The 20,192-nt window shown below is 72.2% G+C and carries 17 protein-coding genes and 2 pseudogenes; 8 read left to right on the forward strand and 11 right to left on the reverse strand.

All coding sequences use genetic code 11. The annotated features are described in order from the left end of the window. From ACWDAG_RS46750 to ACWDAG_RS46760, 3 genes are all read right to left on the reverse strand, one after another. Positions 1-903: L-serine ammonia-lyase (locus ACWDAG_RS46750; RefSeq protein WP_450701696.1), on the reverse strand; the 903-nt coding region annotated here is incomplete at its 3' end. A gap of 71 nt (positions 904-974) precedes the next feature. Continuing rightward, entirely contained in the window at positions 975-1,190 is a 216-nt protein-coding gene (locus tag ACWDAG_RS46755) for a hypothetical protein (RefSeq protein WP_450701712.1), read from the reverse strand. A 5-nt stretch (positions 1,191-1,195) separates the two neighbouring features. Continuing rightward, the gene (locus ACWDAG_RS46760; protein ID WP_450701697.1) at positions 1,196-2,377 is read right to left on the reverse strand and encodes an NAD(P)/FAD-dependent oxidoreductase; all 1,182 of its coding nucleotides are present in this window, start codon (positions 2,375-2,377) and stop codon (positions 1,196-1,198) included. A gap of 276 nt (positions 2,378-2,653) precedes the next feature. Here ACWDAG_RS46760 and ACWDAG_RS46765 point away from each other — a divergent pair, with 276 nt between their 5' ends. Next, a complete protein-coding gene (locus tag ACWDAG_RS46765) occupies positions 2,654-3,451 on the forward strand; it encodes an IclR family transcriptional regulator (RefSeq protein WP_450701698.1) in 798 nt (265 codons plus the stop codon). A 347-nt stretch (positions 3,452-3,798) separates the two neighbouring features. Here ACWDAG_RS46765 and ACWDAG_RS46770 read toward each other — a convergent pair whose 3' ends face one another. Then, a complete protein-coding gene (locus tag ACWDAG_RS46770) occupies positions 3,799-6,270 on the reverse strand; it encodes a SpoIIE family protein phosphatase (RefSeq protein WP_450701699.1) in 2,472 nt (823 codons plus the stop codon). Positions 6,271-6,448: 178 nt separating this feature from the next. On the opposite strand from ACWDAG_RS46770, the gene ACWDAG_RS46775 reads away from it, so the two are divergent. Both ACWDAG_RS46775 and ACWDAG_RS46780 read left to right on the forward strand, forming a co-directional pair. Further along, complete coding sequence (locus ACWDAG_RS46775; RefSeq protein WP_450701700.1) at positions 6,449-8,515, forward strand: SpoIIE family protein phosphatase; 2,067 nt, start codon at positions 6,449-6,451, stop codon at positions 8,513-8,515. A 69-nt stretch (positions 8,516-8,584) separates the two neighbouring features. Continuing rightward, on the forward strand, positions 8,585-8,839 hold the full coding sequence (locus ACWDAG_RS46780; protein ID WP_450701701.1) for an EF-hand domain-containing protein: 255 nt from the start codon (positions 8,585-8,587) through the stop codon (positions 8,837-8,839). A 23-nt stretch (positions 8,840-8,862) separates the two neighbouring features. Here the strand turns inward: ACWDAG_RS46780 and ACWDAG_RS46785 are convergent, their stop codons facing one another. The 4 genes and pseudogenes from ACWDAG_RS46785 to ACWDAG_RS46800 all read right to left on the reverse strand — a co-directional run. Then, complete coding sequence (locus ACWDAG_RS46785) at positions 8,863-9,660, reverse strand: VOC family protein (RefSeq protein ID WP_450701702.1); 798 nt, start codon at positions 9,658-9,660, stop codon at positions 8,863-8,865. Positions 9,661-9,780: 120 nt separating this feature from the next. After that, entirely contained in the window at positions 9,781-10,704 is a 924-nt protein-coding gene (locus ACWDAG_RS46790) for an RNA polymerase sigma-70 factor (protein WP_450701703.1), read from the reverse strand. Positions 10,705-10,864: 160 nt separating this feature from the next. Continuing rightward, positions 10,865-11,515, reverse strand: coding sequence for a DUF6629 family protein (locus ACWDAG_RS46795; RefSeq protein ID WP_450701704.1), 651 nt, complete (start codon positions 11,513-11,515; stop codon positions 10,865-10,867). 62 nt (positions 11,516-11,577) lie between these two features. Beyond that, positions 11,578-11,853: pseudogene (locus ACWDAG_RS46800) on the reverse strand (MerR family transcriptional regulator); the annotation flags it as partial. Positions 11,854-11,865: 12 nt separating this feature from the next. On the opposite strand from ACWDAG_RS46800, the pseudogene ACWDAG_RS46805 reads away from it, so the two are divergent. From ACWDAG_RS46805 to ACWDAG_RS46820, 4 genes and pseudogenes are all read left to right on the forward strand, one after another. After that, positions 11,866-11,934: pseudogene (locus tag ACWDAG_RS46805) on the forward strand (TetR/AcrR family transcriptional regulator); the annotation flags it as partial. Between the two features lie 202 nt (positions 11,935-12,136). Next, positions 12,137-12,259 (forward strand): hypothetical protein, encoded by a 123-nt coding sequence (locus ACWDAG_RS46810; protein WP_450701705.1) that lies wholly within the window; start codon positions 12,137-12,139, stop codon positions 12,257-12,259. A 102-nt stretch (positions 12,260-12,361) separates the two neighbouring features. Next, positions 12,362-13,594 carry a PP2C family protein-serine/threonine phosphatase gene (locus tag ACWDAG_RS46815; protein WP_450701706.1) on the forward strand — a complete coding sequence of 411 codons (1,233 nt, stop codon included), beginning with the start codon at positions 12,362-12,364 and terminating at the stop codon, positions 13,592-13,594. Positions 13,595-13,812: 218 nt separating this feature from the next. After that, a complete protein-coding gene (locus ACWDAG_RS46820) occupies positions 13,813-15,189 on the forward strand; it encodes an alpha-lytic protease prodomain-containing protein (RefSeq protein ID WP_450701707.1) in 1,377 nt (458 codons plus the stop codon). Between the two features lie 48 nt (positions 15,190-15,237). Here the strand turns inward: ACWDAG_RS46820 and ACWDAG_RS46825 are convergent, their stop codons facing one another. From ACWDAG_RS46825 to ACWDAG_RS46835, 3 genes are all read right to left on the reverse strand, one after another. After that, positions 15,238-16,485 carry a DUF418 domain-containing protein gene (locus ACWDAG_RS46825; RefSeq protein WP_450701708.1) on the reverse strand — a complete coding sequence of 416 codons (1,248 nt, stop codon included), beginning with the start codon at positions 16,483-16,485 and terminating at the stop codon, positions 15,238-15,240. 138 nt (positions 16,486-16,623) lie between these two features. After that, on the reverse strand, positions 16,624-17,226 hold the full coding sequence (locus tag ACWDAG_RS46830) for a sarcosine oxidase subunit gamma (protein WP_450701709.1): 603 nt from the start codon (positions 17,224-17,226) through the stop codon (positions 16,624-16,626). Continuing rightward, a complete protein-coding gene (locus tag ACWDAG_RS46835; RefSeq protein ID WP_450701710.1) occupies positions 17,219-20,119 on the reverse strand; it encodes a sarcosine oxidase subunit alpha family protein in 2,901 nt (966 codons plus the stop codon). Before ACWDAG_RS46835 ends, ACWDAG_RS46830 begins: the two co-directional genes overlap by 8 nt. On the opposite strand from ACWDAG_RS46835, the gene ACWDAG_RS46840 reads away from it, so the two are divergent. Then, positions 20,114-20,192, forward strand: a 79-nt coding sequence (locus ACWDAG_RS46840; protein WP_450701711.1) for a DUF6233 domain-containing protein, incomplete at its 3' end; no start/stop codon positions are given. The genes ACWDAG_RS46835 and ACWDAG_RS46840 overlap by 6 nt on opposite strands.

Raw genomic sequence — 20,192 nt, forward strand, 5'->3', positions numbered from 1 at the left:
GGCCGGGATGATGCCCGCGGCGCCGTTCGTGGGGGCGGTGACGACGCGCCCGCCCGCCGCGTTCTCCTCGTTCACCGCCATCGCGTAGAGCGTGACCCACTCCATCGCACGGCCCAACGGGTCGCCCTCGGCGCGGAGTTGGCGGGCGGAGACCGCGGCCCGGCGCCGCACCTTCAGACCGCCGGGGAGGATGCCCTCCAAAGCCAGGCCGCGCGACACGCAGCCCTCCATGACCCGCCAGATCTCCAGCAGGCCCGCCCGGATCTCCGCCTCGGTGCGCCAGGCCTTCTCGTTCTCCAGCATCAGCGCGGAGATCGACAGACCGGTCTCCCGGGCGAGCCGGAGCAGTTCGTCGCCCGTGCTGAACGGGTGGGCGAGCACCGTGTCGTCGAGCTTGATCCGGTCCGCTCCTACGGCGTCCTCGTCGACGACGAAGCCACCGCCGACCGAGTAGTACGTCTTCTCCAGCAGCGGGACGTCGTCGGCGTCGTACGCGAAGAGGGTCATGCCGTTGGCGTGGTACGGCAGCGAGCGCCGGCGGTGCAGGACCAGCTGGGCCGAGACGTCGAAGGCGATCTCGTGGGCCGGGCCGATCTGGGCGCCGAGGAGGCGGATGCGGCCGGTGGCGCGGATGCGCTCGACGTCCAGCTCGGCCTGGGCGACGTCGACCGTGTGCGGCTCGTTGCCCTCCAGGCCGAGCAGCACCGCCTTGGGGGTGCCGTGGCCGTGCCCGGTGGCTCCGAGGGAGCCGAACAGCTCCGCGCGTACCGCGGTGGTCTGGGCGAGCAGGCCGTCCTGCTTCAGCCGGGCGGCGAACATCGCGGCGGCGCGCATCGGGCCGACGGTGTGCGAGCTGGACGGGCCGATGCCGATGGAGAACAGGTCGAAGACGCTGATTGCCACGCCATACTCCGGGGGATTGGCGGGGCGTGCCGACGCGGGTCACGGGCACGCCCCTGCGGGCGGGTTGTCGGTTACAGACCGGGGTACAGCGGGTGCTTGTCGGCGAGGGCCTTGAGGGTGTCCGTGTCGTACGACGGCTTGAGCGCCTCGGCGGCCGCGAACGCGGTGATGCCGACGGTGGCGTTGCCCCGGTCCACGACCAGCCACTCGTGGTCCCAGGTGAGGCGCAGGTGCCGCGGGATGCTCGTGGCGGTCATCCGGGCTTCCCGCAGGGGCAGTTGAGGCATGGGGCTCATGACACGGCGGCCGGGACGGCGGGGGCGAGGGTGCGGCGGAGCCTGTTGAACAGCTTCGGCTGGTTCAGCGAGAGCACGGCGACGGGGGTGCCCTCGCGCAGGTAGACGGAGACGAAGGAGCGGCTGTCGAGGTTGCCCTCGATGAGTTCGGGGCGGTCCCCGGGGGCGACGTGCCCGGCGAGCTGGATGCGCACCTGGTACTGGTCGGACCAGAAGTACGGTGCGGTGACCCGGGCGGGGGCGGCGGACTCGCCGTTGAGCAGAGTGCGGGCGGCGGTCTTCGCCTGTTCGGTGGCGTTGGTCCAGTGCTCGATGCGGGCGTGCCGTCCGCTGAAGGGGTTGGGCCAGCAGGCGACGTCTCCGACGGCGACCACACCCGGGACACTGCTCGCGCCGCCGGCGTCGCACACCACGCCGTCGTCGACCTGCACGCCGGAGCCGGCCAGCCAGTCGGTGGCGGGCCGTACGCCCACGCCGACCACGACGATGTCGGCGGGCAGCAGGCTCCCGTCCGCCAGCCGCACCCCGGTGACCCGGTCCCGGCCGGTGAGTCCCGCCACGCCGGTTCCGCACAGCAGACGCACTCCATGATCGGTGTGCAGCGAGGAGACCACCAGGCCCATCTCGCGCCCCAGTTGGCGTTCGAGCGGGACGTCGACGGCTTCCACGACGGTGACGTGGAGGCCGAGCCGGTGGGCGGTGGAGGCCACCTCGGCGCCGATGAAGCCGGCACCGATGACGACGACCCTGGGCAGTCCGTCGAGCAGTTCGGCGCGCAGGGCCTCGGCGTCGTCGAGGGTGCGCAGGGTGTGGACTCCGGCAAGGCCGTCCATGCCGGGGAGAAGGCGGGGGCTGGCACCTGTCGCGACGACGACGCCCTCGCTGCGCAGTCGCCGTCCACCGGCGAGGGTGACGGACCGGTCCGCAGGGTCGAGGCATACGGCGCGTTCGCCGAGCAGCCATGTGACCTGGAGGGCCTCGTACTCGTCGGCGTCGCCGAGTGCGAGCGCGTCGGCGTCGATGTCCCCCTTGAGGAAGTCCTTGGACAGCGGCGGGCGGTCGTATGGCGTGTGGCGCTCCTCCCCCACGACGACGATCTCGCCGTCGTAGCCCTCTGCGCGCAGTGCGCGGACCGTACTCAGGCCTGCCAGCGACGCGCCGACGACGGTGATGCTCATGGGGAACCTCCGGGTTGCGGGCGCCCGACCGGGTGTCTCTAATTACACAACAAAGCTCGCTATACGCAACATGCTTGGGGCGAGGTCGGGGGCTTGTCAAGAGACGGGCGGCATCAGTGCGTAATAGCGCAGAAGGTTGCGCGATATGCAACCTTGAAGAGGGGCGGAACGGGGTTACAGCAGGGGCTCGTGGCACTGGGAGAGCCGAGTCCTGGCCGACGGGCACAGTGCCGTCGCCTTCCGCTGACGGTCGCCACAAATGCGTATAGTTGCGCCATGAGCAACTACACGGCCGACGGCGAAACAGCAGCTCCCGCGGTGAGCGGGGTGCAGTCCGTCGACCGTGCCGTCAGCGTCCTGGAGATCCTCGCCCAGCGCGGCGAGGCGGGCGTCAGCGAGGTGGCCGGCGAGATCGACGTCCACAAGTCGACCGCGTTCCGCCTGCTCGGCGCGCTGGAGGCACGCGGTCTGGTGGAGCAGACGGCCGAGCGGGGCAAGTACCGGCTCGGCTTCGGGATCGTGCGGCTGGCCGGTGCGGTCACCGGCCGGCTCGACATCACCCAGCAGGGTCGGCCGGTGTGCGAGCGGCTCAGCGAGGAGATCGGCGAGACCGTCAACATCGCGGTCCTGCAAGAGCATTACGCCGTCAACCTCTACCAGGTACGCGGTCCGGGCGCGGTCGGCACGCACAACTGGGTCGGTCAGCTCACCCCGGTGCACGCCACGTCCAGCGGCAAGATCCTGCTGGCGCATCTGTCGCCTCAGGAGCGCGCGGACGTGCTCGCGGCTTCCGGGCTGCGGAAGCTCACGCCCCACACGCTGACGGTCAGGGCGAAGCTGGAGAAGGACCTCACCGCGGCCCGGGAGAGCGGGTACGCGGTGACGCTGGAGGAGCTCGAGATCGGGCTGCACGCCATGGCGGCGCCGATCCGCTCCCGCGACGGCGAGGTCATCGCGGCGCTCAGCGCGTCCGGGCCTGCGTATCGCTTCACCGAGGAGCGGATGCGTGAGGTGGCGCCGGTGCTGCTGAAGGGGGCGGAGGAGATCAGCCATCGGATGGGATATCTGGGCTAGGCGCCGCGCTGCTTGCCGCGGGATGCCGTCCTTTCGACTGCGGCGCCGTCGTGGCTGGTCGCGCCCGTGCGGCGCAGCCGCATATCGATACAGCCTCGCGTCCCTGAAAACCCGCTGCTGTCAGGCAGGTGTCTCGGCACCCCAGCGGGCCGTCACCCGCACCGCGTCGAGCGTCGACGTCACGTCGTGCACTGGTAGGCACCAGGCGGCCTGCGTGGCAGCGAACACGGAGACGGCGGTGGTTGCGGCGTCGCGCTGCTGTGCCGGGCGGGGTTGGCCGGTCGCCGGATCGGCCAGGTGGCAGCCACCGCGGAGTCACCAGTGCCGGCGGGTCCCGCCGCACCCCCTCAGGGAATCTCCTGCTCCGCCCAGATGATCTTTCCGTCGGGCGTGTACCGGACGCCCCAGCGATCGGTCAGCTGGGCCACCAGGAAGAGGCCGCGGCCCCCCTCGTCCGTGCTGCGGGCATGCCGCAGCCGGGGGGCCGTGCTGCTGGCATCGGCGACCTCGCAGGTCAGGCTGGAGTCGCGGATGAGGCGCAGCCGGATGGGGGGCTCGGCGTAGCGGATCGCGTTGGTGACCAGTTCGCTCACGACGAGTTCCGTCGTCATGGACAGCTCCTCCAGCCCCCAGGCCGCGACCTGGCGGGTGGCGCGGGCGCGGACGTCGGCGACGGCGGCCGGGTCCACCGGCACCTGCCACGAGACGACGTGGTCGGCGCCGAGGGCGTGGGTGCGCGCCAGGAGGAGGGCGATGTCGTCGGGCTGCGGCACGGGCACGAGTTGCCGCACCGCGGAGGTGCACAGGAGGTCGAGGTCGGTCTCGGAGCGGGTCAGGAGGTCGCCGAGCTGGGACATGCCCCGCTCCATGTCGCCGTCGGCGCCCTCGATGAGGCCGTCGGTGTAGAGGCCGATCAGGCTGTTCTCGGCGAGTTCGATCTCGGTGGCCTCGAAGGCCATCCCGCCGAGCCCGAGCGGCGGCCCGGCCGGCGGTTCCGGGAAGGACACCTGTCCGTCGGGCGCCACGACGACCGGCGGCGGGTGTCCGGCCCGGGCCATCGTGCACCGCCGGGTGACCGGGTCGTAGACGGCGTACAGGCAGGTCGCCCCGAGGAAGGCGGTGGTGCTGCGGTGGGCCGTCTCGTCGTCGGTCCGCTCGGCGCTCAGCCGCAGCACGAGGTCGTCGAGGTGGGCGAGCAGTTCGTCGGGCGGCAGCTCCATGTCGGCGAGGGTCTGCACCGCCGTGCGCAGCCGGCCCATGGTCGCCGCGGCGGTGATGCCGTGCCCCACCACGTCGCCGACCACGAGGCCGACCCGGCCCCCGGACAGCTGGATCACGTCGAACCAGTCGCCGCCCACACCGTCCGTCGGATCCGCCGGCAGATAGGCCGAGGCCACCTCCAGCGCGGTGCCGCCCGTCAGAGCCTGCGGCAGCAGACTGCGCTGCAGGGTGACGGCCGCGGTGTGTTCCCGGGTGTAGCGGCGGGCGTTGTCGACGCACAGCGCCGCCCGCGCCACCAGTTCCCGGGCCAACAGCACGTCGTCGGGCTGGAACTGGACGGGATTGAGCGACCGCATGAACGTGGTCAGACCCAGGATGGTGTTCCGTGCCCGCATCGGCACGGCGAGCAACGAGTGCAGCCCGAACTCCCTTATCTTCTCTGCCCGTTCGGGCTGTTCGGTGACCCATCGCTCCTCGGACGGATCGAGGACGGGCAGCAGGATCGACTCGCCGTCGATGAGCAGGTTCATGTCGTGTGCGGGAGGCAGGAAGCCCGAGCGTTCCCCCACCCGTACCACGGCCTCCGGGCAGCCCTCGCGCACCGAGCTCATTCCGGCGCGGCGCATCACCGGCCCGACGGAGGCCGGCCCGGCATCGGTCAGCCATGCGCCGTGCCCTTCGGTGCTGAGCACGGGCTCCAGCAGGTCCACGACCACGAAGTCGGCGAAGCGGGGTACGGCGAAGTCGGCGAGCTCCTGAGCCGTCCGCATCACGTCCAAGGTCGTGCCCACGCACGTTCCGGCCTCGTTGACGAGCGTCAGCAGCCGGCGGGCGGTCCACCGCTCGGTGACGTCCTGGACCATGTAGCAGACGCCCGTGACGGAGTCGTCGGAGTCCACCAGCGGGAAGAAAGAGGTCGAGTAGGCGTGCTGGCGGTGCGGATCGGCCCAGCTCCAGCCCAGGTACTCGTAGTCGGTGACCGGGACCCCGGTGTCCCGGACCTTGCGCATCAGCCCCTCGATGGCGGCCGCCTGCAGCCCGGGCAGCAGTTCGCTCAGCCGGCGTCCCAGCCGCTGCTCGCGGGGCACCCCGCCGAAGCGTTCCAGGGTGTCGTTGAGCCAGACGTAGCGCAGTTCCTGGTCCATCACGGCCATGCCGATCGGGGAACGGGTCAGGAACCCGTCGAGGACGGACTGGTCGACCGACCACTGCTGCCGCCGCTCCCGCGCCGACATCAGGAAGCACTCGTCCTCGCCGATACGGAAGGACGCGGAGATCCTCAGGTCGACCTCGAGGGTCCGGCCGTCGCGGTGCCGCACGGAGATGAGGCCGCTCCACCCCATTCCGGCGCGGCACCGATCCGCCACAGCGGCCACCCGTGCCGGGTCGGCGGGCATCGCCACCAGGCGCGCCGCGGGACCGCCGACCACCTCCGACGCGGGGCGGCCCAGCAGTGCTTCGGCACCCCGGGTCCAGCCGAGCACGACGCCCGTCGCGGACACGACCGCCGCCGCGTCGGTGGACGCGTCGAGGAGTTCGCGCGGCCCTGAGGGCGTCGGCCCGTCGGATGTTTCTCGCGCAGGATCCATGGGTGCCATCCGGGTGCCGTCCTCTACACGACCATGTTCCTGCTAGTCGGCCCGATGCGCACGGCCCTGGCGGACTCCCCCGCCCCGCCCGCAGCGCTTCCCCCCTTCCCGGACCGGAGGGAGCATGGAAGTGCCGCTGGTCGGAACCCGGGTGGCGGATCCCGCCTACGGTGGAGGTGGTTGCGGGATGACAGCCGAATCCTTCCAGTCCGACAGAGGTACGGACGACTTCGAGCCGCCCCCGCCGACCGGGCTGCTGGACGTCCTGAGCGTGTCCGCGATGGTCGTCGACGCCGACGGACGCATCGTGTTCTGGACCCCGCAGGCCGAGGAGTTGTTCGGATACAGCGCACAGGAGGCGCTCGGCAAGTACGCGGCCCGGCTGTTCATCCACCCCGAGCATCTGAAGTCGGTGGTCAAGCTGTTCACGGAGGTGCTGGAGACCGGCCGGAGCTGGGCGGGCGCCTTCCCCGTCAGGCACAAGGACGGCAGCACCCGGGTGATGGAGTTCCGCAACATGCGGCTGCAGGACGATCTCGGGGACGTCTACGCCCTGGGCATCGCCGCCGACCACAATCTGCTGCAGCGCGTCGAGACCGACCTGGCGCTGTGCGAGCGGCTGATCAACCAGTCCCCGATCGGTCTCGCCCTGCTGGACGCCGATCTGCGATACCTCCTGGTCAACCCGGCGCTGGAGCGCATCGACGGCATCCCCGCCGAGGATCATGTGGGCCGGCGTCTGAGGGAGACGCTGCCGCTGCCGGACGTCGGCACCATCGAGAGCGCGCTGCTCCAGGTGCTCACCACCGGGACCCCGCTGCTCGACCAGTACCACGTGGGCCGCCCGCCGACCGACCCCGACCACGAGCACGCCTGGTCGCTGTCCTTCTACCGGCTGGAGGACCCCGGCGGGCGGGTGCTGGGCGCGGCGGCCTCGGTCGTCGACGTCACCGAACGGCACCGGGCGGCGGCCGAGGCCGACCGGGCCCGGCGTCGGCTGGCCCTGATCGCAGATGCCTCGGTGCGTGTGGGCACCACGCTGGAGGTGGAGGAGACCGCCCGTGAACTGGCCGAGATCGCCGTCCCGCAGCTCGCCGACGTGGTCGCCGTGGACGTCCTCGACTCCGCGCTGGCATGCCGCCGCTCACGCAGACCCGACGACGGCCCGGAGCTCTTCCGCGCCCTCGCGCTCAAAGCGGCCCAGCCGACCGTGGCCCTGCGCGCGGCCGACCCGCCCGGCGGTCTCGCGGCCTACGAGGGGGACCGTCTGGTCACCCTGTGCGTGCACACCGGCCGGCCGGTCCTGGTGCGGCACGTCGGCGACAACGATCTGCCACGCATCGCCCGGGACGCCGAGGCGGGCTCGCTGCTGGCGCGCGCGGGCGTCCACTCCTACCTGGCCGTACCGCTGATAGCCCACGGCGAGATACTCGGTGCCCTGGACCTCAAGCGCACCACCAACCCGCTCCCCTTCGACGAGGACGACGTCGTGCTCGCGAGCGAGCTGGCCGGGCGTGCGGCCGTGGCCATCGACAACGCCCGCTGGTTCCAGAGCGTGCGCAACACCGCGCTCACCCTCCAGCGCAGCCTGCTGCCCGACCACCCGCCGCAGCACGCGGGGCTCGAACTCGCCTCCCGCTACCAGCCCGCCCAGGCCACCAGCGAGGTCGGCGGCGACTGGTACGACGTCATCCCCCTCGCCGACGACCGGACCGCCCTGGTCGTCGGCGACGTCATGGGCAACGGCATCGACGCCGCCGCCACCATGGGCCGGCTGCGCACCGCCACGTGCGCCTACGCGGACCTCGACCTCGCGCCCGACGCCGTGCTCCAGCACCTCGACAAGATCACCTGCGATCTGGAGCACTACATCGTCACCTGCCTGTACGCGGTGTACGACCCGCGTACACGGCTGTGCCAGTTCGCCAACGCCGGCCACATGCCGCCCGCGCTGGCCGGCCCCGGCCGCGCCCCCGAGCTGCTCGACCTGCCCTCCGGCGCCCCGCTCGGCGTCGGCGGCATCGCCTTCGAGACCACCACGGCCCGACTCGACCCCGGCGACCTGCTGGTCCTGTACACCGACGGCCTCGTCGAGACCCGCCACCACCCGATCGACGACCGCCTCGACGTCCTGCTCGGCTTCCTCGACGAACCCCACCGCGCCCTGGAGGAAACCTGCGACCTCCTGCTCTACGGCCTGCGCCACCCCGACGACCATGACGACGTCGCCCTGCTCGTCGCCCGGGCCCTCTAGGCGGGCGCGACGGGGAACCCGGGTGACGGAAGAGGCGTTCTTCTTCGTGAAAGGAACGGGGGCGACAAGATGAGTGACAAGGCACGGAAGCTGTTCGAGGCGCTCGACCTCGACCACAGCGGAACACTGACCCGCGAAGAGGTGATCATCGCCCTGCGGACCAAGGGCCCGACCCTGGCCGCGTCGGGGGATCTGCCGTTCTGGGCTCTGGGGGACGCCGACGCCTCCTCCGCCCTCTTCGACGCCGCCGACCAGAACGGCGACGCCGTACTGACCCTGGAGGAGTTCGCGGCCCTGGTGGACCGCCGCTTCGGCTGGCACTGACACCGGCAGGCGCAGCTCCGAGTTCAGCTCTGCGCCGGGGTGAGCACCACGAAGTCCGCCCTGGACGGATCCAGGCAGACGGCCAGCCGTCCGACGCCCGCCGCGTCCTGGGGCCCCATCTGCACACTGCCGCCGTTCTCGGTGACCTTGGCGACCGCCGCGTCGCAGTCGGCGACGGCGAACACGGGGTGCCAGTACGGCCGCCCGCCCGCCAGCGAGAGAGCCTCCTTCGGAACCTCCATCAGACCGCCGTGCATGCGCTCCTGGGGCAGCCCGGCCGGAGTGATGAGCGTGTACGTGCCCCCGCCGCCCGGCAGCTCCATGTCGCCGAACTGCCAGCCGAGGACACCGCCGTAGAACTCCTGCGCGGCCGCGGCGTCGCTCGTGTACAGCTCGGTCCAGGACAGCGAGCCCGGCTCGTCCACCAGCTCGACGCCCTTGTCCTTGCCCGGCTGCCATACGGCGAACTGGCCGCCCAGCGGGTCGCTGTACTGTGCCATCCGGCCCCAGTCGTCGAGATCCATGGGGGCCACCCGCACCGTGCCGCCCAGTCGCTCCACGGTCTGGGTCGTGGCGTCCGCGTCGGTGACGTTGTAGTAGATCATCCAGGCCGAGCGGGCGCCCTCCTCGGTGAGCTTGCCGAGCCCGGCGACGATCTTGCCGTCCTTGCGGAACATCCCGCCTTCCATCTCCCCGCCCTCGCCCATGGACTCGTACTCCCAGCCGAGCACGGCGCCGTAGAAGGCCGCGGCGGCGCGGACGTCGGGGGCGCCGAGGTCGAGCCAACAAGGAGAACCGGGAGCGAAATCAGTGGTGATCACGGAACTGCCCTTTCGCGGATTTCGTACGGACAGGACGATTTCGTACGGTCTCAGCCTGGCACCGAGTCCCGGCACCCGCCCGTCGGGCGATCCCGCCGCGGCGGCCCGGAACCACCGAAGTCAGCTGCCGTGCCGACGGGCCTGCTTCACCTCGCGGTCTGCGGCCCAGGCGTCGCCGACCGGGCCGAGGTGGCCGAGCTTGTCGGGGTTGATCACCGCGCGGACGGTCTGGATCCGGCCGTCGGCCACCTCGAGGGCCATGGTCTGCAGGATCCTGCCGTCCCGGTCGCGGAAGATCGCGCCGGGCTGGCCGTTGACCTCGTGCAGTTCGAACGTCACATCGATCCGGATCAGCCAGGGGAAGACCGTGCCCAGCAGCCGGGCCACGTTCTCCGCGCCCATGACCGCCCTGGCCAGCTGCGGGGCCTTGCCACCGCCGTCCCCGACCAGCTGAACATCGGCGGCCAGCAGATTCTGCAGCCCGCCCACATCGCCGTTCTTCAGCGCGTCGAAGAACCGTGTCGCCAGCTCCTCACGGTCCTCGCGGTCCGCCGTGAACCGGGGCCGTCCGGCCCGCATGTGCCGCCGGGCCCGTACCAGCAGCTGCCGGCATGCCGCCTCCGACCGCCCCACCGCCGCCGCGACGTCGTCGAACCCGAAGGCGAACACCTCGCGCAGCACGAACACCGCCCGCTCCAGCGGGCTGAGCCGCTCCAGCAGCACCAGCGCCGCCATCGACACCGAGTCGGCCAGCTCCACCGACCGCGCGGGATCCTGGTACGGATCGTTCAGCAGCGGCTCGGGGAACCACGGCCCGACATACTCCTCGCGCCGCACCCGGGCAGAGCGCAGCACATCGATCGAGATCCGGGTGACCACGGCCGACAGATACGCCTTGGTCGACGTGGGCCGGGTCGCCGAGCCGTCGAAGCGCAGCCATGCCTCCTGCACCGCGTCCTCGGCCTCGCTCACGCTACCCAGAATCCGGTAGGCGATCGAGAACAGCAGCGCCCGCAGCTCCTCGAACTCCTCGACCTTGCTCACGCCGATCCCCTTCCCCCGAGGTGCTCCCACGGCGCGTCCATGGTGCGCTCCCCTGCCGTCGTCAGTGGTCACACCCTCTGAGACGGGGTGGCCCGCCGCCCTGTGACATGGCCGAATGTGACCTGCGTCTCCGGTCGCAGCCGCCCTCGGCGCTCGGCATTCACACCGTGTCCGGGGCGGGCCGAACGGCGCTGCGAGACCTCGGTCGCCGGCTCGCCACCCACCCGAACACCACCACCGAGCACGCCGCCGCGAACGCGCACCAGGTCGAGACGAACTCCAGCCGCCACAGCGCCCAGCACACCAGTGCGCCCACCCCCGCCAGCACGCCGAGCGCCACCAGCCAGCGGTCGCCGGACAGCAGCAACGCGCCGACCGTCGCCAGCAGATAGCCCGCGATGAGCATGCCGGCATGCGGCAGCCCGATGACGTAGCCGACCGTGTGCCCGCGGATCTCGGCCCGCACGGGACGGGTGGCAATGGCGTACGCCGGCACGGCCGCGGTCGCGACACCGGACGCCACGGGAATCGTCAGCCTCGCTGCCGCATGCCGCGGGACGGCGCACAGCACGGCCGTCGGCACCCACAGTGCGAGCAGGGGCAGGGCGATCACGGCCCAGACCACGGTGGCCGCTCCGGTGCCGCCCCCTACCTGCCAGACCCGGGCCTCGACCAGCTGATGGACACCGAGCAGCACCGGCAGCGCGGCAAGGGGGAGATCGCCCATCCGGTGCACGCGCGCCACGCAGGCCACACCGACGCCGGTGATCCCGGCACCCGCGACGAGATCGGCTGTCGCACTCCAGCACATGGCACCACGATGCCCGGCGACCGCTGATGGATTCCACCGGTGCCACCGGCGACGCCGCAGTCTCAGCCACGCTCGCTGAGATGCGCCTCCAGCTCTGCGGCGCCCGTCAGCATCGCCCGCCCGCGGGCGGACAGCGGGCTGCGCCAGTCACACGGTGCCCGCTTCCGCGGCTCCAACCCGCCGGCCGCCCGCACCCGGTCGATCAGCGGGGCGATCTGCTCCAGCAGACAGCCGCCCCGTCCGGGCTGGGGAGCCGGCCGGGCGTCCCGCACATCGGACTCGTCGTAGACCCGGTACCCGGTCAGCGGGTCGCGGCGCGGGTGCGCCAGTCCGGCGCGCCGTGCTGGGACATGGAGATCGCGGGCGAGCCGGGCTACGAGGGCACGTCCATCACGGCGGTCAGCGCCAAGTGCGGGCTGCCCGCCAGCTCGATCCAATGGCACTTCAAGGACAAGGACGACCTGATCGCCGCGGTCATCGAGCGCAGCTTCGAGAACTGGGCGGCGGCCCAGCGCGACCTGTTGATGGCCAACCTGTTCGCACAGGGTCAGGCGCCGGCCTTCGGCAAGACACGTACCGACCCTGACCGGCTACGCCATCACCGGGGCCGACGGACTGTTCTTGCACCGGGAGATCAACGGTGACGCCGTCGACCTGGTCGCGATGTTCGAGCTGCACGCGCGGTTGCTCCACGACGCCGCGACCCGCATGGCGGCGAGGACGGGGACACCGCCCGGGGGCTGACCGCCGGTCGCCCCGCCCCGGAAGAGCACAAGCCCAGGCCGCCCGCCGCTTTCGCTTCTATCGTGGGAGCACACTGATGGTTGGCGCCAAGGCAGGCAGCACATGAGGAAACCGCAACCGATCGACTACGCGGCGGTCTTCCAGGCCCTGCCCGGCATGGTGGCGCTCTTGACGCCGGAGCTGGTGTACGTCGACGTCAACGACGACTTCGCGCACTTGGCGGGGCGCTCTCGTGAGCAGCTGCTGGGCCGCTACATCTTCGATGTCTTTCCGGAGAACCCGAACGATCCCGCCGCGGCCGGCATGCGGGAGACCCGGGAGTCGATGCTGCGCGTGGTGGCCACGGGCGAGCGGGACACCATGGCGGTGCTCCGCTACGACATCGAGGACGCCCAGCGGCCCGGCCACTGGCAGGAGCACTTCTGGAGCCCCGTCAACGCACCCGTCCTCGGTCCGGACGGGAAGGTGGTGCTGGTCGTGCACCGGGTGGAGGAGGTCACCGAGCTCCTGCGCGCCGGCGCCAGCCGGACCGACAGCGACCGGGCCCGGGTGCTGGAGGCCGAGCTCTACACCCGCGCCCGGGAACTGCAGGAGGTCAACGAGCGGCTGCGCAGGGCCCATGCCCATGAGCGTGAGGTCGCCCTGGCCCTGCAGACGGCGATGATGCCCACCCCGAGGCATCTCGGTCCTCATCAGGCGGCCGTGCGCTACCGGCCCGCCATCGGTGACCTGAACGTGTGCGGCGACTGGTACGACCTGGTGGACCTGCCGGGCGGCCGTATGGCGGTCGCGGTCGGCGATGTCGTCGGCCACGGTCTGGCGGCCGCCTGCGCCATGGGACAGCTGCACAGCGCGCTGAGCGCGGCCACCCGGGTCGCCGACGGACCGGCGCAGGCCCTGGAGGCCCTCGACATGTACGCCTGCTCGGTAGACGGCGCCGAGTCCGCCACGGTGGCGACGACCTTCATCGACTGGGGCCAGAGCAGCATCACCTACAGCTGTGCCGGCCATCCGCCGCCCGCCATATTGCACCCGGACGGCACCGTGTCCTTCCTGGACCAGGCCACCGACCCGCCGATCGACGCACGCCCCGGCCGCGTCACCCGCCCCCAGGCCGGTGTTCCCTTCGCGGAGGGCGACACCCTGGTGCTGTACACCGACGGTCTGATCGAGCGCCGTAGCGAGGACATCGACACCAGCCTGGGCCGCCTCGCCGACTGCCTGGCCCGCCACCGCCGTACCGCTCCCGAGGCCCTGGCCGACGCCCTGCTGGCCGACCTTCTGCCGGCCACGGGCAACACCGACGACACCGCGCTGGTCGTCGTCAGCCTCTAGCCGACGGGCCAGGCTCCCACCGAGCGTCACCGCTGAGACGGCCGCTTGCGCACCGACGCCGGCCGGCGCTCACCCATGCCCGTCGTACTGCACATGGCACCCCATGCGTCCCCCAAAGCGCGAAAGACCTTCACCTTTGACATCGTTCCGGGCCTTTGCGGCAAGGCCGCCTACGGATTCGCCTCAGTCTCCCCCGTACTCAGCAGGAGGTACACCGCATGGTCGGCAGACATGCAGCGGGCAGGCGCCGCGCCGCCCTGGCCACACTAGGCACCCTCGCCCTCACCGGGATCCCCGCGGCCGCGGCGGCCGCCCCGCCGCCCGCGCCGGGGCCCATGCCCGCCGGGGCCCGGTCACTCGGCGCCGACAAACCGTCCGCGCAGATCCTCGGCGCGATGCAGCGCGACCTGCATCTGACGCGGGCGCAGGCGGCCACCCGACTGGTCAACGAGGAGGAGGCGGGCACCCGTGCGGGCCGGCTGCACAACGCCCTGGGCGGGCACTTCGCCGGAGCGTGGGTGAGCGGGAAGACCTCCGCCGACCTCACCGTCGCCACCACCCATGCGGAGGACGTGCCCGCCATCAAGGCGCAGGGCGCCAAGGCCGTGGTCGTCAAGGCGCCCCTCAGCGCCCTGGAGGCCGTGAAAGCGAAACTGGACGCGGCCGCCGTCCGCGTGAAGACGCACGACACCCCGGTCTGGTACGTGGACGTGCCGGCGAACCGGGTCGTCGTCGAGGCGACCAGGCAGTCGGCGGCCGCCGCGTTCCTCAAGGCCGCCGGGGTGGAGGAGCGCGGAGTCGCGGTCCGGCTGACGAAGGACCGGCCGCGGCTGATGGCGGACATCGTCGGCGGCGAGGCCTACTACATCAACAACGCCGCCCGCTGCTCCATCGGCTTCTCCATCACCAAGAGCCAGCAGCAGGGCTTCGTCAGCGCGGGCCACTGCGGCAAGCCCGGCGACAAGACCACCGGCTACAACAAGGCCGACCAGGGCACCTTCCAGGCGTCCACGTTCCCCGGCAGGGACATGTCCTGGGTGGCCGTCAACAGCAACTGGACCGCCACGGCCGAGGTCAAGGGGTCGGGTGGCAGGAACACGCAGGTCGCCGGCTCCGTCCAGGGGCTCGTCGGGGCGTCGGTCTGCCGCTCCGGCTCCACCAGCGGATGGCACTGCGGCACGATCCAGCAGCACAACGCGTCGGTCGACTACGCCCAGGGCAGCGTCGACGGCCTGACCCGGACCACGGTGTGCAGCGAACCCGGTGACTCCGGCGGCCCGTTCCTCTCCGGCGCCCAGGCGCAGGGCGTCACCTCCGGCGGCTCCGGCGACTGCACGACCGGCGGGACCACCTTCTACCAGCCGGTCAACCCGATCCTCAGCACCTTCGGCCTCACCCTGAAGACCGCGTCCGTGCAGACCGGCCCGCCCGCCCAGCAGGGCACCGGCACGGCAAGCGCATGGGCCGCCGGCCGGGTCTACGAGGTCGGCGCCACGGTGACCATCGCGGGCGTGCGCTACCAGTGCCTGCAGACCCACCAGGCGCAGGGTGCCTGGTCGCCGGAGGGCACGCCGGCCCTGTGGCAGCGGATGTAGCGGCCGCAGGGGCTTGCGGTGCGGGGGCCGGGCCCCCGCACCACCGGCTCAGCGGATGAGTTCCGCGGCCCTGGTCGCCCTGCCCAGCAGCCACTCCAGCGGTCCGCGCCGGAAGTACCGGACCCACAGCGTCGCGAACACGGTCACGGCGACGACGAAGCCGAGCAGCACGTGCAGCGGAGAGCCGGGCAGTTCCTCGATGCCGAGGAAGTGGATGCCGACGATGTGGAACACATAGGCCGTCAGGGACATCGATCCCACCGCGATGACGGGGCGGGCCAGCCGGTGGAAGCGCGGGAAGGCGTCGACCGCGGCAAGGCAGGCGGCCAGTACCGCGATCGCGAGGCCCGTGTTGGCCACGATCGACAGGGTCGTCTCACTGTGCGGTGAGGCCACCAGCAGGCCGGCCGGGGTGTCGCCGCTCGGGTAGCCCCAGGTGTCGGACCACCAGGCCGAGCCGGCCGAACGGCCCTCGCCGAAGCCCCCCGAGCTCAGCTTCGTCAGGGCGCCGGGGACGAGGTGCAGGGCCAGCCAGGAGCCGCCGTGGCCGAGGACGGCGAGGGCCACGCCGGTGAGCGCCAGGCGGGTGCGTACGGCGGTGGCGGCGAGGTCGAGTCGGGCCACGGCCATGCCGGCGATGACGAACGGGACCCAGGTCAGGGCCGGGTAGCTGCCGGTGAACAGCAGCGAGACGATGCCGTCGCCGCCCTCGGGCCAGGCCCAGATGCCGCCCGGGCCGCCGTCGCCGGTGTTCAGTGCGCCCTGGACGACGTAGAGGATCTGGGGCAGGACCAGGGCGCTCGCTGCCGCGATGGCCGCGAGCGGTCCGGCGCCGAGGCGGTACAGCGGCAGCACGAGCAGGAAGTACAGGCCGTAGAAGGCGAGGATCACCTCGACCGGTGTGCCGGTCAGGGTGAGTGCGGTGCCCAGGGCCAGCAGGATCAGCGCCCGGATGACGACCTTGGCGACCGCCTGGCGGCCCGCCCGACCGGTCCTGGGGGTGCGCCGGCCCGTGATCAGCATGATCGAGAAGCCGGCCAGGAAGGCGAACAGGGCGGAGGCCCGGCCGTGCGCCAGCTCCATGAGGTGCCCGGTGACGCCGCCTTCGGACGGGTCGGGGCCGACATGGGCGGCGTACATGCCGTAGACCGCCAGGCCGCGGGCCAGATCCACGCCGATCAGGCGGCCCAGCTGCGAGCGTTGAGCCGCCGAAGCTCCGGCCGGTTGGCCCGCCGGGCCTTCGGGCCGCCGGGCCTTCGGGCCGGTTGGAGTCAAATGCGACGAGCGCCGTGTCATCTGCGTTCTGGGTCATGCCTCCCAGCCTGGAGAGGCGTTCGGGCCGGGAGTATCCGGCGGGTGTCCGGACCTCCCCCGCCACCTGGCGGGGGAGGCCACCGGGCGGCGGGGTCCTACGGCCGAAGCGCCTGACTGCGTTCAGATGTATTCGGTCGCGGCGTCCAACAGCCAGTCCACCAGGTAACCGGCGAAGGACGAACGGACCAGCACCCAGAATCCGGCCCCGGGTTCGTCCCGGGCGACCAGAACGACCTGGGTGCGGCCCAGCGTCGTCTGGGCGCAGCGGCCCGCGCCGAACGCGCGCGGGTGCAGGTCCAGCGCGCAGCCGTGGGCCAGCAGGTCGCGGGCGTCGGCGCCGGAGACGAGGAGGGTGGTGCGCTGGGCGGAGACATCGGTGACGGAGACGGGCTCCTCTCCGACAGCCGCCCGGATCCGGGTCTCCAGGTCCCGCTCGCTGCCCGGCGGGCCCACCACCAGCCATTCGTCCGGGCCGAGCCACAGCGCGGTCAACTCCCCCGCGCGGATGGCCGTGTCGGGTTCGAGCGGCAGTTGCAGGCCCAGGGCGAGCCCGACTGCGTCGGCCGCTCCTCCCTTGGCGTCCAGGCGCACGTTCACCTGGGCCAGGAAGGGGAGTTCGGCGAGCCGGACCGCACCTTGGGAGGTGCGGGTCGCGGCGGCCAGGCGGTCGGCGTAGGGCCCCAGGGGGCTGCGGGGCGGGGCGGTGAGTGCGGTGTCAGCCATCGCGGCGGGCTCCCTCGGGGTCGTAGAGAACGGGGCTTGCGACGGTCACCGGGACCAGCCGGTCGCCGACGGGGGCGTACAGCCGCTCGCCGATGCGCTCCCGGCCGCCCTTGATCAGGGCCAGCGCGAAGGTCCGGCCGAGGGCGGCGCTGCGGTAGCTGGAGGTGACGTGGCCGAGCATCGGGACGGGTGGCGCGGGCAGTTCGCTGTCGGCGACCAGTTGCGTGCCCTCCGGGAGGAAGGTGCCGGGGTCCTCCGGGAGCAGGCCGACCAGGTGCTTGCGGTCCGGGCGGACGGTGTCGGCGCGGGCGAAGGAACGCTTGCCGATGAAGTCCGGCTTCTTCTTCGACACCGCCCAGCTCATCCCGAGGTCGTGCGGGGTGATCGTGCCGTCGGTGTCCTGCCCGATGATCGGGTAGCCCTTCTCGGCGCGCAGGACGTGCATGGTCTCGGTGCCGTACGGGGTGATGTCGTACGGGGCACCGGCCTCGTACAGCGCCTCCCACAGGGCGAGGGCCTGCCACGGCGACACATTGATCTCGTAGGCGAGTTCACCGGAGAAGCTGATCCGGCAGACCCGCGCCTCGATGCCCGCCACGGTCGTCTCCCGCCAGGCCATGAACGGGAAGTCGTCGTTGGAGACGGCGAGTCGGGGAGCGAGGGAGCCGAGGACGTCGCGGGACTTCGGGCCGACCAGGGCGACCGTGGCCCACTGCTCGGTGACCGAGGTGCAGTGCACCTTCAGCTCGGGCCACTCGGTCTGCAGCCACTCCTCCATCCAGTCCAGTACGGTCGCCGCGTTGCCGGTGGTCGTGGTGACCAGGAAGCGGTCGGGGGCGAGGCGGATGACCGTGCCGTCGTCGAAGACCATGCCGTCCGGCTTGCACATCACGCCGTAGCGGATCATGCCGACCTTCAGGGTGCTCATCATGTTGGTGTAGAGCAGGTCGAGGAAGACTCCGGCGTCCGGTCCCTGTACGTCGATCTTGCCGAGGGTGGAGGCGTCCATGAACGCCACGCTGTCGCGGGCGGCGGCGCACTCGCGCAGCACGGCCGCTTCCATGTCCTCGCCGTCCTGGGGGTAGTACCAGGGGCGCTTCCACTGGCCGACGTTCTCGAACAGCGCGCCGTGTTCGACGTGCCATCCGTGCAGGGCGGTGGTGCGGACCGGGTCGCTCAGCACGCCCCGGTCCCGGCCGGCCAGGGCCGCGAAGGAGACCGGCGTGTAGGGCGGCCGGAAGGTGGTCGTGCCGAGCGCGGAGATGTCCACGCCGAGCAGGTCGGCGACCACGCCGCTCGCCAGGACGCCGGAGGTCTTGCCCTGGTCGTTGGCGGTGCCGGCCGTGGTGTAGCGCTTGGTGTGCTCCACCGAGCGCATGCCGGCGCCGGTCGAGCGGGCCAGGTCGTCGACGGTGACGTCGCGCTGGAGGTCGACGAAGCGCGGGGCGCCTTCCCGGCCGGGGACGGTGAAGACCTGCATGGGCGGCGTGGCCTGCGGCTGGGCGGGCACGGCCGGGAGCGCCGGGGCGTCCGGGGTGTAACCCTCGGCCTCGATCGCGCGGGCGCCCGCGGCGGCTCCTTGGGCGAGCACGGCGGCCAGGTCGAAGCTGCCGTTCGCGCTGCCCGCGACCTCGACGGCCTGCCGGACGACGTCGGGCACGAAGGTGCCGAGCGCCTCGTCGTAGCGGAGCTTGCCGCCCGCCTGGCTGAACAGGTGCGCCACCGGGTTCCAGCCGCCGGAGACCAGCAGCAGATCGGCGGCGAACTCCCGCTGTGCCACGGTCTGTCCGTACGGCGCCACACTCACGGCTGTCAGCCGCGCCTCGCCCTCCGTGCCGGTCACCGCGTATCCGGCGAGCACCTCGATGCCCGCCGCTCGGGCGCGGTCCGCCCACTCGCCGGGTACGGGGCGGGTGTCGACGATCGCCGCGATCCCGACGCCCGCCGCGGCGAGGTCCAGTGCGGCTGCGTAGGCGCTGTCGTTGGTGGTGAACACGACCGCGTGACGGCCGGGCAGGACGCCGTGGCGGTGCAGATGGGTGCGGGCCGAGGCGGCCAGCATGATGCCGGGGCGGTCGTTGTCCGCGAAGGCCAGCGAGCGCTCGTGGGCGCCGGTGGCGAGGACGACGCGGCGGGCGCGGATGCGGTGCACTCGCTCGCGGGAGACGTTGTCCGGGGCCGCGGCACCGAGGTGGTTGGTGCGGCGCTCCACGGCGAGGAGATGGTTGTCGTCGTAGTACCCGAAGACGGTGGTACGGCGCAGCACGCGCACCTCGGGGGCGGCCTCCAGCCGGGCGCCCAACTCCTCGGCCCAGTCGAGGAGTTCGCCGGTACCGAGGAGGCTGCCGCCGAGTTCGGGGCGGTCGTCGGCGAGGATGACGCGGGCGCCGCTGCTCGCCGCGGCCGCTGCCGCCGCGAGGCCGGCCGGGCCGGCGCCGACGATCAGCAGGTCGCAGTGGGCGTGTACGGCGTCGTAGCGGGCGGGGTCCGGTCGGGTGGCCAGGCGGCCCTGGCCGGGGAGGCTGGTGGCGACCAGGCCGTCGTAGAGCTCGACGGTGGTGGCCGGGAGCATGGGCTCGGGGAAGGGTTCCTCGATCTGGATGACGGCGTTGGGTTCTTCCACGCCGGCGGAGAAGATGCCTCGGGGGCGGCCGAGTTTGATGCTGGTCGCTGCCGTGATGACGCCGTTCGCCAGCAGTGCCGATGCCAGGGTGTCGCCGCGGTAGCCCTGGTATTCAATGCCGTCGAAAGTGAAGGTCAGGGGGGTGTCGCGGTCGACTCGGCCGCCGGTGGTCAGGCGGAACGGCTGGTTCTCCCCCACCCCGCCCCTTCCCGAAACCAGGGGGCCTGCCCCCTGGACCCCGGCTGGGGTGCTCCGCCGGTGTACGTGCACATCGGGGACTGCTGGAACGCGGGCAGGCGCAGCCGGGGCATCGGCCGGGATCAGGCCCGGCGCGCGCTCGCGG

The sequence above is a fragment of the Streptomyces sp. NPDC001157 genome, assembly GCF_053598255.1.